This is a genomic window from Candidatus Odyssella thessalonicensis L13 (genome assembly GCF_000190415.1).
Lineage (GTDB): Bacteria > Pseudomonadota > Alphaproteobacteria > Paracaedibacterales > Paracaedibacteraceae > Paracaedibacter > Paracaedibacter thessalonicensis.
In genome coordinates, this window is the sequence record NZ_AEWF01000002.1 from 330268 (window position 1) to 346226 (window position 15959).

The following is a 15959-nucleotide window of genomic DNA, read 5'->3' on the forward strand; positions in this document are numbered from 1 at the left end:
AATTCTCTAAGGAGTAAAGGGGTGAAAAAGCAGCCGGGTAGGGTTCGAGAAAAGAGGAGGGCGTCACCTTAGGAAACTATAATGCGCGGGAGCGCCTTTGTTGGGGTGATCCTACGCATTTTGGCCTGCTATTATCAGTAAATAGGCTTACTATAAAGCTTTGTAATGATCGGTAATTTCAACTTCATAGGCTCCTTCGCCCGCAACCCATCTGAAACAGATCCTGAAATGGTCATTGGTGCGTAAGCTTATCTGTCCTTTGCGCTTTCCCTTTAAGAGTTCTATTCTCGCATTGGTAGGGACAAGGTGCCGTAAATGGTAGGTGCTTTGCGCCATATCTAAAGCTTGGAGAAGTTCAAGGGTAGAATAGGGAAGAGTGCCTGGATTTTTTGTTGACCAGATGTCAGCGGTTATGCCTTTTTTGAGAGAACGGATCATATGCGGTACCGAGGGAGAGGACTCTGCTTCACCTTTATTATGATTCTGCTTAAGGCCTTGGAGGCTCTTCTCATACGCTTCTTTAAGATAAAGGCGTTCCTGCTGGCGTTGTTCTTTTCTAATTAATCTTTGTTGCCGTTCATTCTCTGTTTCTTCAGCCTCAGGGTCGTGATGTTGCTCAGGGTGCCGATTGGCGACGTTATCAATAAATGTATCCTGTATAAATGAGTAAACAGGGGCGGTACGTTGCTTTTTAAGGAGCAGAGTTTTTAGGTTAGACCCAAATAACGCTACCTCCATGAATAGCTTGTCTTTAACAATTCTTAATTCTTCGACCAATTGGCGAATCTTCTTAATAAAAGATGCATAATTATCAGCTGACTTTAGTTTTTTTAATTCTTGGTACAATTGATAGCCTTGGCTAAACTGCTCATCCAATTTTTTATATAAGTGCTCAGGAATAATGACCGTCTCAAAAGATTGTTTTTTCCAATATCGCAGATAATACTGATCTATTAGCAAATAATGGTTTCTAGCTTCCTCAAAAAGGTTCTTTGCCAATTTATTTAGATAGTTTATTTTAAACTCCGTCAGCTGGGAATGACTTATTTTAGAAGCTATTCTGCTAATGTCTTGCGCCAGCTCCTGCTTATAACTGGTCATATAGTTAAGGAGGTGATTTATCTCTTGAGGATGCTCGCCTTTATTTCGTAATAATGTCTCAATAATAAGCAGTTCATCCTCGTCTTGGGCTTGTTGTTCTAATCCCCGACGGCGAAGCGTAAAAGCAGTTTTTAATGCATTAAATGAGTCGTTCCATCTTTCAAGCCGAGCATATACGACCGATCTGAGAATAAAATAATCAGGATCCGTTTGGATGGTGTCTTTGTTAAAATTATATATCTGATCTAAATAATCATTAGCTCTTTCAGGCTTATTTAAATAGTAAAATGAAATTGCTAAATTATGCTCAAGGCGCAATATTAAAGAGTTAAGGTCGTCTAGAAGCTTCTGAGATGACTGCTGAGCATCATCCCATTGATATAAACGTTGACTTTTAAGAAGGTTATCACCTTCACGAAGTCTCTCTCTTGCTATAAGTTCTCCAGCTTGAGGTTGAAGTTGTAAAATGTCCTCTGTTATTTTTTTCCGCTCTTGAATTAAAATTTTTAGGGCGGAGTGGGCATGCTTTATAGTTTTCCTATAATTTCTTGCAGTACAATAAAAATTAGAGAGCATTATGTGCTCATCAAGGCTGACAGTCGTCAGATTGGCCGTTTTTCTTAAATGGTGGTAAACAGCAAGAACGTGGGGATACTCGGTTGGCTCTATTTCTGAAGCTTCTACAAAATACTTCAGTAATCCTGTTAATGTGCACTCGAATAATCCCGGGATTATAGGCTCTAACTGCTCTGCATAATTATAGGCAATCCTATAAGTTTCTATGGCGGCACTATATCTCTTTTGATTAATTTGATCATTGCCTCGGGCTACAGAAAAGATGAATAGCAGCGCCGTTGTCGTCGAGGAGGGGAGGTCCGTCAGCTTATCCATATAGCGGTAATAAATTTCTGGATTTCTATACAGGTCCTTTTGGGCTTGATCCAAAGGGATATGTTTTATGTCACCATAGATGTTTACAAATAAACCAAAAATTGTGGTTATATTATCTGATTTTATATGAGAGGGCAGTTGGTTCTTAAACTGCTCAAGTATCTTTTTTTCTTGCTCAGCCCTTTTGACATGGAGCTCTATGTCTTGGTGAATCTCCCTAATAACACGCGCGTTAGCTTGAGCAAAAGCTTGATAAGAATGGCTGTCCTTCTGGGATTCTTGACGGACATATCTCTCCAGAGTGTTATTAACCTCAGCCACTGTTAGCGAGCTAGAGGCATACACGGATGGGCTCGCGGTCAAGAGTAGAAATGGTAAGGCTTTAAAAAAGTTGAGCTTCACTCCCATTGTGTTATCCTTCTTTGTAAAAATCGGAAAAGTTATGCGGTTATCGATAATATTGTAATACGGATTCTAAAGTATATAAGGTAAATATTATGCTGCAGCTAATAACTTAGAGCCTGTTAACATAAGTTTGATCCTTTCAAAGTAAATCAACTAATTTCTACATTTAAGTCCACAAGCTAATGCGACCTTTTTTTAAAATATTGGAAGCTCTGCCGCTTATTTCAATGTAAATTTACCCGTATCTTTTAAATAATTGGGAAGATAAAATGACAGAGAGTATAGGTCATATAATTAGAACTATGGATCTTTAGATCTCCCACAATAAGGTAAGAATTAATTATCCTCTCCCCTAAGGCAATAAATTATGGCATCTTCATTACTTCTTAACAACCTCTCTGTAATAATTAAGAGTATTACTTTATGAGGTTATTCGATGCTGTACCACCTAAACGAGTTCAAAAACGCAGCGATGATGCCGGCAAAATTCTGGTCTGATGCGATCGGATTATTTGCTTCAATTATGCCGGAAGAAATTGACCCGTATTCGAAGGTTATTTCAGCAGCTTCTGAAGTGATCGGGCGCTCAGCCATGGTCTTTGACCGCCCCGAATTTAATTTGACTCAGACGTTGCGAGGAGATGAAATACTCCCGATTGTTGAGAAGAAAGTAATGGTAAAACCATTTTGCACGCTTCTACATTTTGAGCGGCAGCGAAATGGGGAACCCGCCCCTTATAAGGATCCGAAAGTGCTTATTTGTGCGCCTTTGTCAGGACACTTTGCCACTTTGCTGCGGGATACAACCCGGGCCATGCTGCCTTATCATGATGTTTATATTACCGACTGGCATAATGCCCGCGATGTTTCCTTAAAGGAAGGTAACTTTAACTTTCAAAATTATGTCGATTATTTATTGGACTTTATCCGTTACCTTGGAAAAGACGTCCATGTCATTGCCGTATGCCAGCCCTCAGTGCCGGTATTATGTGCGGTGTCTTTGTTGGCGGAGTATGATGAGCCCTGCCAACCGCGGACAATGACCCTGATGGGGGGACCTATTGATACGCGTGTAAACCCTGGTCCTGTTAATCAATTCTCACAGGAGCATTCTATGCTCTGGTACCGGAATAATTTAATTACTGCAGTCCCTAAACCCTATTCCGGTGCCGGGCGCGAAGTCTGTCCAGGTTTTTTGATGCTCCAAGGGTTTATGAGTTTAAATGTTCAGCGTCACCAAGAGGCAAACTTTAATTTATTCAGCAAGCTTATTCAAGGCGATCGAGAAGGGGCGGACGCCCATAAAAGCTTTTATAATGAATACCGTGCTGTATTAGATATGCCAGCAGAGTATTATCTCGATAGTATCCGCATCGCTTTTAAAGATCACTTGCTGCCCCAAGGACTCTTGTCTTGGCGGGGCTATCTTGTCCGTCCTGAAAAAATCAAAAAAACAGCATTAATGACGGTCGAGGGAGAATTGGATGAAATTTCTTGCCCTGGGCAAACCTATGCTGCCCATGATCTGTGCTCTAGTTTACCTTCAAGTATGCGTTCCCATTATTTACAGATGGGCACGGGCCATTATGGTATTTTTAATGGGAGACGATGGCGCGAAGAGATCCAGCCTTTAATTGCTTTATTTATCCGTGAACATCAAAGATAGCAATTTAAACTAAATAAAGCAGATTAGTTGCCAGCTTTGTTAGGCTAGCAGAGCTTTTTCATGCTTTCTTTTTAATACTTCGCTTTTTGAAACTAGTGAAAGTGAGTTTTAAAGGAAGATAAGATTTTCCTAAAATGACCGCCATTAATATTCCCCCTAACTAAGTGCTTAAAGGTTAAAATATCTGACATTATCAATATATAAAATATTGAATTTATCTTTAATGCGTCGTAGTAAAGGGGGTGTAAAATATAAGAAAAAATAATAAGCAAAGGTCAAAGTCTTGAAGAAAATTCTTACTCTTATCGCCCTCAGTACGCCTCTATGGGTGAACTCAATGGAGCCTGATCCTGCCGAATTTACTAACCAACAAAGCTTAGGAAAGAGAAGTCGTGACGCTTCTCTTATACAAGAAGCGAAAAGCGAAAGCGCGGAAAAAGAAAGCACGGAAGCAGAGGTGTCCCCTCCTCTTAAGAAAGCAAGACAAGATAGTGAGAAGAGCATTAATGCAAAAGAAGAGAATGAGGAAGAGGCTGCTGTTGCTCCCATTAATATGCTTACCTCCCAGATTTTAGCGCAGGTCTTAGCATGTGTCGATGACAAGACTCTGTTTTCAAGCGCCACCTCTGTTTGTTGGGATTGGAACAAAATAATCCAAGGAGAAGAGATTTGGATTGAAAAGTTACGCAATCAAAGCCAGCAGCAGCTCCTGCACACATCTTATATGGAAGTATGGAATTCTGCTAAATCAATCTATTTGTTTTGGGGATTACCTCGCAATAAAGCGCTGATTGAACAGCTTATCTTTAAAGCTTTTGGCAATTGCGATGTTTTAGGATTAGATACGGGCGCTAGGGATAGATATGGAGGCGAGTTGGATGAATACTTAGGAACCCAGGAATCAAAGGTTGAATTTCCGATAAAGCGTGAAATTCTTAATCATTTACTGTTTTCTTCTCCCCTTGTTAAAAATCTTTTTGGGGATGACTATCGAGCATTCTACCATGATTTAAAAGCTTGGCATGCTTATACGGATGTACTAAGACACCTCTTGTGGATTTATCGTTTAGTTGACGAAAATTTTAAAGATCTTTTTGAGCGTATGGCTCCTGAAGATCTTGAGGCTGAAATATTAGCATTGGATATCTCTTTTGAAAATGGGACAAATATTAAATTAAGGACAATTCCTCGCTATATATTTCTGCTCAAACCAGTTTTGCGGCAATTAACTATTTCTGGACAGGCTCTGACAGAGATCACTGAAGAATTAATTGAATTCCCGAAGTTGGATAACCTAGATTTAAGCGATAATAAAATCAAGCGCGTTTCTAGAAGCCTTTTTAGTATGCCGAAATTGAATTCACTTAATTTAGATAAGAATCAAATAGAAGAAGTTGAGGATACGTTTGAATGGCGTATAAATAATCTTCCTCGTTTCCTTTTTCTAAATCTAAGCCATAATCCCCTTAAAGCCATTTCCAAAAATATTATTGAGCGAACAGATGCTCTGAAATTAGAGGGGTGCCAATTGGACTCCCTTCCAGCAGCAGATTACAGTAACATAAAGGAGCTAGGTTTGGAGAACAACAACTTGACAACCTTGCCGCACGAGTGGCTGCAAGCAAGAGCCTTATTCTCCTTAAGCTTAGAAGGTAACCCGCTTCCTAGAAGCTTACTTCCTGAAGGTGCGAGTGATTTCAATTTCTACGAGGAGCAGCTTACCCAAGCCTTCCTAGAGAAATTAATGTTTATAGATACGTTTCCTAACGCTGAGTAGCAAATTTATAGCTATAAACACTTATAATCCGTAACTATATCTACAAAAAGTGCGGATTATTATTTTAACCTTTTAAAGGCTTGAAGGTGCTCAGGGTCCTATTGAGGCCCTGTTGCCCTTGTGGGGCAAGATCTTCCTCTAAGGTGGGGTATTAAAACACTAAATAATATTTGTGTAAAATTTATTTCAATATAGCCGATAATATGCTACAAGCTTGTGAAGATAAGCTCTAACGGAGATAAGATATGCACAGAATAATTCTTAGCTGTATATACCTTATGGTGAGTTTTGTTTTCGCGGCTGAACAAGATACACTGAGTAATAAATCCTCTGCGCTCTTAAGAAATACACCTGCTACCTTAACAAAGCAGGACCTGGAGACCTGCCTCTCCCTGGCTGAAGACAGTGATTATCCTTATGAAGTTAAGGAGATGTTAGAAGGCGTCTTAGAGAAGTACTTTCTTTATGGGTATTGTCCCCTAGAGATACTAGCTTCTCCTCATGGTAAAGTGCTCAAAGAGTTTATTGTCAATTATGCGGATAAGAGTTTTATCATTGCAGAGCTTGCCTTCCTCTTTTTTAAGGAAGCGGTGCCTGTTTCAACCGCGTCAGCTGCGGAGCAGTATGCAAATCATTCTGCAGACCTGAAGTCCGTCTTTTGTAAGCTCTCGCAGCTCCATTGCGATAGTGCTTGGGATCCATTTTATGTTCTTCTGCTTTCACCTATACAAGGTACTGCTCACATAAATTATGCTACTGCTAGAAAAATTATATATTATACCCGTCACGCTGTAAAAATGGGAAGAGTGAAGTCTGCTTACTTTGCTTATGCTATTGCGCCGGTTATTGATCCCTGGACACCCGCTTCCCTCAATAATCTTGAGTTTGCCGCAAAGGGAGGGTTCGCTTTGGCGCAATATACTCTAGCTGAGAAATATTATGAGAGTTATAAGCGAACATCCAATCCTAAGCTTGCCTCGCAACTGCAGCAATCTTTTTTGTACTGGCTTGAAAGTGCAGGTCATTTAGGTTTGAAGGAAGCAATTCAGATGTTGGCAATATTTAAAGGAAAAGAAATCTCCAAAGCTGAGAGATTTATTAAGCCACGGCCCCATATTGCTTCAGTGTATTCTATAGAATTTTCTTAAGATTGAGTTCTTTAAGGGAGCATATTAAAAAAACTGCTCAGAGAGCAGCTTTAAGATTTAAAGAACGTGATGGTGTTAACGGTAGGACGTAGCACTGAGTTTTGAATCAAGCGCTTGTTTGGTTTTGGAAGGGATCTCGGCCCCGGTAATTGGTTTGCTTTGCCGTCCGTCTGCTGTTTTTGGCTGTGGATCTCTTAACACATATCCTCGGCCCCAAACCGTCTCAATACAATCTTCGCCGTCCAGAGCTTCGGTCAGCTTGCGCCTTAATTTGCAAATAAACACATCGATGATCTTAAGTTCGGGCTCATCTATGCCGCCATATAAATGGTTTAAAAACATCTCTTTTGTTAAGGTGGTCCCTTTGCGCAGAGACAGCAGTTCTAAAATGGCATATTCTTTACCGGTTAAATGCACAATTTTATCGTCCACAGTAACTGTATGCTGACGAAGATTAACGCACATACGGCCTGTCCTGATCAAGGAGTCAGAGTGGCCGTGGGAGCGGCGAATAATTGCATGAATACGAGCAATCAGCTCTGATTTATTAAAAGGTTTGGTGATATAGTCGTCAGCGCCGAAACCTAAGGCGCGTACTTTATCATCAATCTCTTTTAAGCCTGATAAGATTAAAGTCGGGGTTTTGATATTGGAGGCACGCAGTCTTTTTAGGACTTCATAACCATCAATGTCAGGTAGCATTAGATCAAGGATAATTAGATCATATTCATATAGCTTGCCGATCTCTAATCCGTCCTCGCCTAAGTCTGTGGTATCACAAACAAAGCCTTCATTCTTTAACATAACTTGAAGTGTTTTAGATGTCGCTGAATCATCCTCAATAAGCAAAACTCTCATAATGTCCTCTTCATAGGCAGACCTCTTAATATTAGCTTAGCAAAGAATTGACAAACAAATAACGGATTTTTTAAATTTTTAATAAAATATCAATAATAATATTGCATTTTATGGTAAAGTTAAGCTAAAGTGCGGGTTTGGCTCTGAAAGAAATTGTGATGTCTTTATTAACTGTTTCTAAACTTATTGAGAAAGTTCCCACGATTGTCCTGTATGGAGTAGTCAGATCCGTACAAGGATTGCTGATCCGTGTTGCGGGCATTAATACCCAGATCAGTGTTGGGGTGCAGTGCCGTATTGATATCCCTGAAGGGGAAATGCTCGGTGAAATTGTCGGCTTTGAGGAAGAACTGGTATTAGTGATGCCTTATGGCTCTCTTGATGGCATACGGCCCGGGACGCGCGTTGATTTTGATCTACGTGACTCTGTTGTCCATCCTTGTGAAGGATGGCTCGGCCGTGTCTTAAATGGATTGGGGCAGCCTATCGATGGTCTAGGCTTGCTCCCTCAAGGTCAGGATAATGTGCTGGTTAGAGCTCAACCTCTATCAGCGCACCAACGCCATAAAGTTTCCGGGCGCATCGGTGTAGGCATTAAGGCGATCAATACTTTCTTAACAGTTTGCCGAGGGCAACGCGTCGGTGTTTTTGCGGGCTCTGGTGTGGGAAAATCTATGCTGCTTTCAATGTTAGCTCGCTATACAGAATGTGATGTCTGTGTGATCGGCTTAATTGGTGAACGGGGCAGGGAAGTCCGGGAGTTTATAGAAGACACCCTGGGGGAAGCGGGATTAAAGAAAAGTATTATGGTGGTTGCCACCTCTGATGAATCGCCTTTAATGCGGCGGCGGGCAGCGTATACGACCATGGCAACTGCAGAGCATTTTCGTAACCAAGGTTTATCTGTCCTATGTTTAATGGATAGCGTGACTCGCCTGGCGATGGCTCAACGAGAAATTGGCCTGTCTGCGGGTGAACCCCCTACGACAAAGGGGTATACGCCCAGTGTGTTTGTGGAATTAGCCCGAGTGTTAGAGCGCGCCGGCCCAGGGGTTAATCAAGGCGATATTACAGCCTTTTTTACAGTTCTTGTTGATGGGGATGACCATAATGAACCGATTGCCGATGCTGTCCGCGGTATCTTGGATGGTCATATTGTCTTAGAGCGAGCTATTGCGGAACGGGGGCATTATCCGGCCATTAATATTCTAAAGAGTCTTTCGCGAATGGTGCCAGCCTGCCATACGCCTGAAGAACAAACGATGGTGATCCAGGCACGTGAATACTTATCCAAGTATGAAGATATGGCGGACATGATTCGCTTAGGCGCCTATCGCCCGGGCACCAACGCTGAAGTGGATGAAGCAATAGAGATGAATCCTAAACTGATGGCCTTTTTAGGACAGCATCATAAGGAATCTTTTAGCCTGGAAGAGAGCTTTAACTTACTAAAAGAAATTATAACCCCCTAAAGGCGTGGCTAGATTTTTCAGAATCTTAAATATCATGACAATAATAGTGTGCTTATTATAAAAGGTGTAAAATAAGAGGCAGAGGTGTCAAAACGTATTCGCTCATTTAAGCTTCTGCAACGCCTTGCAGATATGGATTTGGATCGGCTGCGGTTAAAAGTCTCTGAGCTTCAAGGACGCCGGGATATGTTGACTAATGAAATAGATCGCCTTAAAGAAAACGAACGTCTGGAGACGGCTATAGCAGCTCAACATCCCATTGAATCTTTTACCTTGCCAGCTTTTGGGGCGCATACGCGTCTAACACTTGACCAGATCCATCAGGAAATTAAAGAACTCGATCAACAAATTAGCGACTGCTTGGAAGAGGTGCACTTATACTTTCAGGACAGTAAAAAAATGGAGCTCGTCAAAGATATAGAAATTATGAGAGAATTACAGCAGCAGAAAAAACAAGAGCAATTATTCTATGACCAAGTTGCCCAAACTCAATTCAATCGCCGAAAACCATAAAAATTTAATTGAACAATTTCTGGAAATGTTAGCCGCTGAGCGGGGCTGTGCTACCAATACTTTGCTTGCTTACCGCCGCGACTTAGGGGATTTTCACAACTTTGTACCCAAACCGGTCCAAGAGGTCCAATCTTCAGACATTGCAGACTATTTAAAAGATCTGGCTGGCAAAGAGTTTTCAAGTGCGACCCAAGCCCGCCGCTTATCCTGCCTGCGGAAATATTTCCGCTTCTTATTAAGCGAAGATGTCCTGGCCTCAGATCCTACTCGCGCCATTGATTCACCGCGTTTACGTAAGAATTTACCTAAAACCCTATCTATAGAAGATGTTGACTTATTATTGTCAGCTGCGGAAACGCAGAAAGATGCTTATGGGTTGCGGTTGCGCGCTATGCTTGAGATTTTATATTCCAGCGGCATGCGAGTCAGTGAACTCGTGAGTTTGCCGCTTTCAGTCTTGCCAAAAGATACCCGCCTGCTGGCGCAGATTCAAATGCTGCATATTAAAGGTAAAGGGGGGCGCGAGCGCTTGGTACCCCTGGGAGAGCCCGCCGTCCATGCTCTCAAAGAGTATTTACTTGTACGAGGCTATTTTATTCCACAAGGGCACAAAGCAAGCCCATGGCTCTTTCCTTCCCATGGTAAACAAGGCCACGTGACTCGGATAAGATTTTTTCAACTTCTCAAAGAATTGGCGTTAAAATCGGGGTTAATTCCGGATTTAGTCTCACCGCATGTACTGCGCCATGCTTTTGCCACCCATTTGTTACAAGGGGGCGCAGATCTGTTATCAATTCAAAAATTATTGGGTCATGTGGATATCTCAACAACTCAAATCTATACTCATGTGGCGGCTGAGCATATTATTAATCTTGTTAATACACATCACCCATTGGCAAGAAAGCAAAAATAAGGTACAACAATTTTACTTAATGCTAATAAAAATAAGGATAAAACACGATGGCCGTTTTCTTAGATTTTGAAAAGCCTGTCGCTGAAATGGAAGGCAAAATAGAAGAATTGCGCCATTTGTCCTCTCAAGGTGATCTTAATATCGTCGAAGAGATTTCACGTTTGCAATCCAAAGTAGATCGGATGCTCCGCCAGCTCTATGCTAATCTAACGCCTTGGCAAAAAGTACAAGTTGCTCGCCATCCCAACAGACCGCAATTTTTGAGCTATTTAAATGCTATTGTTAAGGACTTTTTGCCATTATCTGGGGACCGTTGCTTTGCGGATGATCAAGCCATTATTGGAGGAATAGGGCGGATTGGGACTCGATCCGTGATGGTAATCGGCCAACAAAAAGGTAATGACTTGGAAAGCCGAGTTAAGCATAACTTTGGTATGGCTAAACCAGAAGGCTACCGTAAAGCCATTCGCTTGATGCAACTAGCGGATCGGTTTGCTTTGCCGATTGTTACTTTTATCGACACAGCCGGGGCGTATCCAGGCATTGATGCTGAAGAACGGGGACAAGCAGAAGCCATTGCTAAGAGTATTGAGACCTGTTTAAGAGTTAAGGTGCCGTTAATTAGTATTGTTATTGGTGAAGGTGGCTCCGGGGGGGCGATTGCAATTGCAGCTGCCAATGCAGTTTTAATGCTTGAGCATTCCGTTTACTCTGTCATCTCTCCTGAAGGCTGTGCTTCTATTTTATGGCGTAGTGCCACCAAGGCCCCCGAGGCGGCAGAGGCACAAAAATTAACGGCTCAAGATTTATACGGATTAGGGATTACCGATAAAATCTTGTCTGAACCTATTGGTGGCGCCCATCGTAATCCTGAAGCGGTGATTGAGACTGTCGCGCGTGAGATTGAGCATTACATCACCACCTTTGCTAATATGGATGGTGAAGCTTTATTAAGGCACCGTTATGATAAATTCTTAGCCATGGGATCGCGCGGGTTAAGCTAACACTCCTCTTTACCGATCTTATGCCGCTTATTCTATAGAAGTTAAGATGATAGTGGCTTATGCTCTTCTTTCTAACGAAAGAGGGGAGTAATCTTCTATGAGTAGAGCTCCTGTTATGAGGTCCTCTCCTTGTCTTATTCTGTAATTAGGTGAGTTTTCTTTATTGATGTTTGAAGGCATAAATATTATAGAAAATCATAACATTAAAAATTGGTTCTAAGTAGGGCTTGTTTAATTGTTTTCTCCATATTATAGTTGGGATTTTTCAGTTTACCGAATGTTATGGGAGACTATTTATGCTGACCTCAATTTTAAGGGCTGTTTTATTCATGGGGATGCTGCAAACGGCAACGTTTTCGAATGATCAACGTATTTTTGATTTCAGTTCCTCAGAGCAGGATCTACAAACTGGTAAAAAGATTATGAAGATGATCAGTGAGGCTTTATCTTTTGCTTGCTTTTACAGGGAGCACTGTTGACTTGAAAACAGGATCAACGCAAGCTCATTTATTTCTAGAGGGACGTGGTTATCGAATGTTTCTCGATATTCAAATGCCTCACCGTCTTCTAACTAAGCCAGGCAAAGATTTTTTCCGACAATTTAAACATAAAGAATTCATTATAAAATAATCAATTTTTAATGGCTTTTTATAAATACCGTCCCTGCAGGACTATAAAAGCTCGGTCCTAATCGATTGGAGGATCATTGTGATTGAGCGATCCCTGAGTGGAGACGTAATATATCTTCTATGCCATGTTTTTAAAGTGCAATAGTGACAAGGTCAATTAATAAAAGTTATCCAGAAAAGAAGTTTAGCCTTTAATCCAGAGAGCCAACTTGGAGTGCTCTTGCCTTTTTGGAGAATAAAAAGGTGTCACATAAATAATTTACTATGTGACACTAATAAACGTGGGAGCATCTGCTTAAGAGGCAAAAGGAGTTCCAGACCTCCCAAACAGAAAGAGTGATCCCACACAAACAGCTGCGTTAAGGGTCTTCTTTTTTGTTTCGCGCTTCTTAAAAAGAATCTGTGGTAAACTTTTTTAAGCAAGTGGATAAGACGACTTGAAGTCGTTAAGTTATAGCTCTTATATAAAGATTGCATGGTTTTGCTCACTAATTTGTCGAGAAGAATGAGGACAAAATATCTTTAACAATGAAGCTGTGCCGATTGCTTTATTAAAGTTTTACTTAGTTTCTTTAAATATCAAATGGCTATGTTTATAGCTCGAGGGACTTCTCTTAAAGCAAAATGCTCAAGCTTTTAATTTTTGATAGACGCCCCCTTTTAATCTTGCTGGCTAAAATATTAAATGGTTAGCTTTTATAATAATAAGAAACGCCCCTCCAATACCGATCCTCGTGCAGAAAGTGTGACTATAATGTTACGACTTTCCCTAAAGCTAAAAAAATTGCCTAGCAAAAACATTAACTAGGAAAAAAATTCCTATTGTTAACGCTTTTTTAAATAACAGCGCCCTACTCTGAAGCTATAATAGGTGTAATTTTAGATAAAGGTCAGATAAATTGGACGGGTTTGCACAAATACTTCGTAATTTAGGGCCCATCAGGCTTGCTGCAATCGGCAGCGTTATGCTGGGGGTGACGGGATTCTTTATTTATCTTATGTCGCAGACATCAACGGGAGGGATGGGAATTCTCTACTCGCAAGTGGATCCCGCCGATGGTGCTCGCATTGTTCAGAAATTAGAATCAATGGGGGTCCCTGTTAATATCAGTCCTGATGGAACGACCATTTATGCACCTGCTGAAAAAATTGCCCGTCTGCGTATGGACGTTGCTCAAGAAGGTCTACCTTCTGGCGGCGCTTTAGGTTATGAAATTTTTGACCGTGGCGATATTCTTAGCACATCGGGTAGCTTGATCGATATTAATAAGCTGCGGGCCCTTGAAGGGGAGCTGACAAAGTCCATTAAAACTATTAATGGAGTTGCGGCAGCACGGGTTCATCTGGTGGTCCCTAAAAGAGAGTTGTTTTCACGAGATAAAGTGGAGCCTTCGGCTTCAATTATGCTGAAAATGAAAGGGGTAACGCGTTTGAGCGACCAGCAAGTAAAATCGATCCAGTACTTAGTGGCCTCTGCGGTGCCAAGCTTACCAGTTGATCGCATTTCAATAGTCGACGATCGCGGAACCTTATTAGCCCGGGGAACAGAAGGGGAAGGGGCGGCTCAAAATCTGACCGTTCAACAAGAAGCTCGCCGCAACTACGAAGTTATTACTGGTAAACAAATCGAAAGCTTATTGGAGCGCACACTCGGGGTGGGGAAAATCCGAGCTGAGATTTCAGCAGATATTGATTTTGATCAAGTGGTTGTTAACTCAGAAAAGTATGATCCTGATGGACAGGTGGCTCGATCAACCAGCAATAGTAATGAGGATGCTTCCTCAACGGCGAATGATGGGACCGTTACTGTTGCCAATGCCTTGCCTAACGCTGGAGCTGGAGGTCAAGGGCAGACTGATAATAAGAATAAACGCGCCGATGAGAATATTAACTATGAGATTTCTCGCACTGTGGAAACCCATAAGAAAGAAGCGGGTCAAATCAAGAGTCTGTCAGTGGCTGTGTTAGTGGATGGCACCTATGTCAAAGGAAGCGATGGTAAGGAAACCTATACCCCGCGCACCAAAGAAGAAATCGATCAAATTACCAAATTGGTTAAAACTGCCATCGGCTTTAAACAAGAACGTGGCGATCGGGTCGAAGTGATCAACATGCAGTTTGCCAAGTCGGATCTCGATAATCTGAAAGCCGAAGATCCGAGCACCATGCTGCCGCAAATGGATGTCACAAAGATTATTGAATTGGCCGTGTTAGCCGCTGTAGGAGTGCTGATCCTAATTATGATCGTTCGCCCCGTATTGTTGCGTGTCATCGAAAGTAGTGGTGTCGCTAGTGAGGATAGTGAGATTGCTGCTCTGCTCGCTAATGCTAATGGCAGAAATTATGTTGCACTTCCCGATTTTACAAAAATAGAAGAGAACCAGCTTGACTTGCTCTCATCCTCTGAAGAGGAAGAGGATGAGGATATGCTGGATATCTCTAATATCGATGGTCGTCTCAAGGCATCCTCTTTAAAGAAGATTGCAGAGATTATCGATAAACACCCTGAAGAAGCCGTTACAATAATCAGAAACTGGATGTATGAAGAGCCATGGAAACAAGAAAAGACTACATAAGCCTGAATGGGATTGAACGTGTCTCTTTGCTATTACTGGCGTTAGGCGAGGAGCAAGTTCAGCGGATTTTTGAACATTTAGATCAGTCAGAAATTCGTGATATTGCCATGACCATGACCAGCCTGGGGAAGGTGCCGTCAAATGTTGTGGAAGTGATGTTTGGCGACTTTGTTGATCAATTGTCGACCACCGGGTCGCTCATTGGGACGCCTGAAAGTACAAAGCGATTATTGACTAAGGCATTGCCCCAAGAAAAGGTCGCCCAGATCATGGAAGAGATCAGCGGACCCGCTGGACGGACCATGTGGGATAAGCTCAGCAATATTAATGAAGAATTATTAGCGAACTATCTGAAGAACGAATATCCGCAAACCATTAGCGTGGTCTTGACCCGGATCCGGCCTGAACATGCGGCCCGCGTGATGACCCTGTTACCTGATAGCTTGGTCATGGAAGTCATTATGCGCATGCTAAAAATGGAAAGTGTGCGCCGAGAAATATTAGATGATATCGAGCGCACATTACGCGTTGAATTCATGAGCAATATTGCTAAGGCAAGCAAACGCGACTCCTATGAACTCGTGGCAGAAATCTTTAACTATCTGGATCGACAAACTGAAGCTAAGATGATTGGTAATTTAGAAGATAGCAGCCCTGATGACGCTGAGAAGATTAAAAATCTAATGTTCACCTTCGATGATATGGTTAAGGTTGATGATCAAGGTATCCAATCTGTAATTCGTGTCGTCGATAAGACGAAACTTGCTCTCGCCTTGAAGGGTGCCAGTGAAGCTATTAAAGAGAAATTCTTTGGCAATATGTCTGAACGCGCGGGCAAACTGATGCGTGAAGATATGCAATCCATGGGAATGGTCCGGGTTAAAGATGTGGATGAAGCCCAAAGCTATATCGTGGTTACCACCAAAGATCTAGCAAACAAGGGTGAAATTGTTATCCGTAAAGGTAACGAAGCCGAAGACGCTTTGATTGAGTAGGACGTAAGAAA

12 protein-coding genes are annotated in these 15959 nt (G+C 41.8%); 10 read left to right on the forward strand and 2 right to left on the reverse strand.

All coding sequences use genetic code 11. The annotated features are described in order from the left end of the window. Positions 1-150 precede the first annotated feature (150 nt). Positions 151-2400: a type II toxin-antitoxin system RelE/ParE family toxin gene (locus tag HMO_RS16460; RefSeq protein WP_010299557.1), complete on the reverse strand. Its 2250-nt coding sequence runs from the start codon at positions 2398-2400 to the stop codon at positions 151-153. 433 nt (positions 2401-2833) lie between these two features. Between HMO_RS16460 and HMO_RS0105090 the strand changes: the two genes are divergently transcribed. From HMO_RS0105090 to HMO_RS0105100, 3 genes are all read left to right on the forward strand, one after another. Next, entirely contained in the window at positions 2834-4063 is a 1230-nt protein-coding gene (locus HMO_RS0105090) for a polyhydroxyalkanoate depolymerase (protein WP_029448455.1), read from the forward strand. Positions 4064-4346: 283 nt separating this feature from the next. After that, positions 4347-5840, forward strand: a complete 1494-nt coding sequence (locus HMO_RS0105095; protein ID WP_139016832.1) for a leucine-rich repeat domain-containing protein — start codon at positions 4347-4349, stop codon at positions 5838-5840. Positions 5841-6085: 245 nt separating this feature from the next. Continuing rightward, positions 6086-6988 carry a hypothetical protein gene (locus tag HMO_RS0105100; RefSeq protein ID WP_010299566.1) on the forward strand — a complete coding sequence of 301 codons (903 nt, stop codon included), beginning with the start codon at positions 6086-6088 and terminating at the stop codon, positions 6986-6988. A gap of 75 nt (positions 6989-7063) precedes the next feature. On the opposite strand, the gene ctrA is transcribed toward HMO_RS0105100, so the two are convergent. Continuing rightward, positions 7064-7846: a response regulator transcription factor CtrA gene (ctrA, locus tag HMO_RS0105105; protein ID WP_010299568.1), complete on the reverse strand. Its 783-nt coding sequence runs from the start codon at positions 7844-7846 to the stop codon at positions 7064-7066. Between the two features lie 158 nt (positions 7847-8004). Here ctrA and fliI point away from each other — a divergent pair, with 158 nt between their 5' ends. The 7 genes from fliI to fliG all read left to right on the forward strand — a co-directional run bounded on the left by fliI (position 8005) and on the right by fliG (position 15948). Continuing rightward, positions 8005-9318, forward strand: coding sequence for a flagellar protein export ATPase FliI (fliI, locus tag HMO_RS0105110; RefSeq protein ID WP_010299573.1), 1314 nt, complete (start codon positions 8005-8007; stop codon positions 9316-9318). Between the two features lie 84 nt (positions 9319-9402). Further along, positions 9403-9831 (forward strand): flagellar FliJ family protein, encoded by a 429-nt coding sequence (locus tag HMO_RS0105115; protein WP_010299574.1) that lies wholly within the window; start codon positions 9403-9405, stop codon positions 9829-9831. Then, the gene (locus HMO_RS0105120) at positions 9788-10744 is read left to right on the forward strand and encodes a site-specific tyrosine recombinase XerD (protein ID WP_010299575.1); all 957 of its coding nucleotides are present in this window, start codon (positions 9788-9790) and stop codon (positions 10742-10744) included. The genes HMO_RS0105115 and HMO_RS0105120 overlap by 44 nt, the downstream gene beginning before the upstream one ends. A gap of 47 nt (positions 10745-10791) precedes the next feature. Further along, positions 10792-11748 carry an acetyl-CoA carboxylase carboxyltransferase subunit alpha gene (locus tag HMO_RS0105125; RefSeq protein WP_010299576.1) on the forward strand — a complete coding sequence of 319 codons (957 nt, stop codon included), beginning with the start codon at positions 10792-10794 and terminating at the stop codon, positions 11746-11748. A 296-nt stretch (positions 11749-12044) separates the two neighbouring features. Next, entirely contained in the window at positions 12045-12227 is a 183-nt protein-coding gene (locus tag HMO_RS0105130; RefSeq protein WP_010299577.1) for a hypothetical protein, read from the forward strand. A 1049-nt stretch (positions 12228-13276) separates the two neighbouring features. Next, positions 13277-14953, forward strand: coding sequence for a flagellar basal-body MS-ring/collar protein FliF (gene fliF / locus HMO_RS0105135; protein ID WP_010299579.1), 1677 nt, complete (start codon positions 13277-13279; stop codon positions 14951-14953). Beyond that, on the forward strand, positions 14929-15948 hold the full coding sequence (gene fliG, locus HMO_RS0105140) for a flagellar motor switch protein FliG (protein ID WP_010299582.1): 1020 nt from the start codon (positions 14929-14931) through the stop codon (positions 15946-15948). Before fliF ends, fliG begins: the two co-directional genes overlap by 25 nt. Positions 15949-15959: the final 11 nt, after the last annotated feature.

Bases quoted from the DNA above. Each gene is read 5' to 3' on its own strand.
- HMO_RS0105130 (WP_010299577.1), top strand. From the start codon at position 12,045: ATGCTGACCTCAATTTTAAGGGCTGTTTTATTCATGGGGATGCTGCAA.
- fliI (WP_010299573.1), top strand. From the start codon at position 8,005: ATGTCTTTATTAACTGTTTCTAAACTTATTGAGAAAGTTCCCACGATT.
- HMO_RS0105100 (WP_010299566.1), top strand. From the start codon at position 6,086: ATGCACAGAATAATTCTTAGCTGTATATACCTTATGGTGAGTTTTGTT.
- ctrA (WP_010299568.1), bottom strand. From the start codon at position 7,846: ATGAGAGTTTTGCTTATTGAGGATGATTCAGCGACATCTAAAACACTT.
- fliG (WP_010299582.1), top strand. From the start codon at position 14,929: ATGGAAACAAGAAAAGACTACATAAGCCTGAATGGGATTGAACGTGTC.
- HMO_RS16460 (WP_010299557.1), bottom strand. From the start codon at position 2,400: ATGGGAGTGAAGCTCAACTTTTTTAAAGCCTTACCATTTCTACTCTTG.
- HMO_RS0105090 (WP_029448455.1), top strand. From the start codon at position 2,834: ATGCTGTACCACCTAAACGAGTTCAAAAACGCAGCGATGATGCCGGCA.
- HMO_RS0105125 (WP_010299576.1), top strand. From the start codon at position 10,792: ATGGCCGTTTTCTTAGATTTTGAAAAGCCTGTCGCTGAAATGGAAGGC.
- HMO_RS0105120 (WP_010299575.1), top strand. From the start codon at position 9,788: ATGACCAAGTTGCCCAAACTCAATTCAATCGCCGAAAACCATAAAAAT.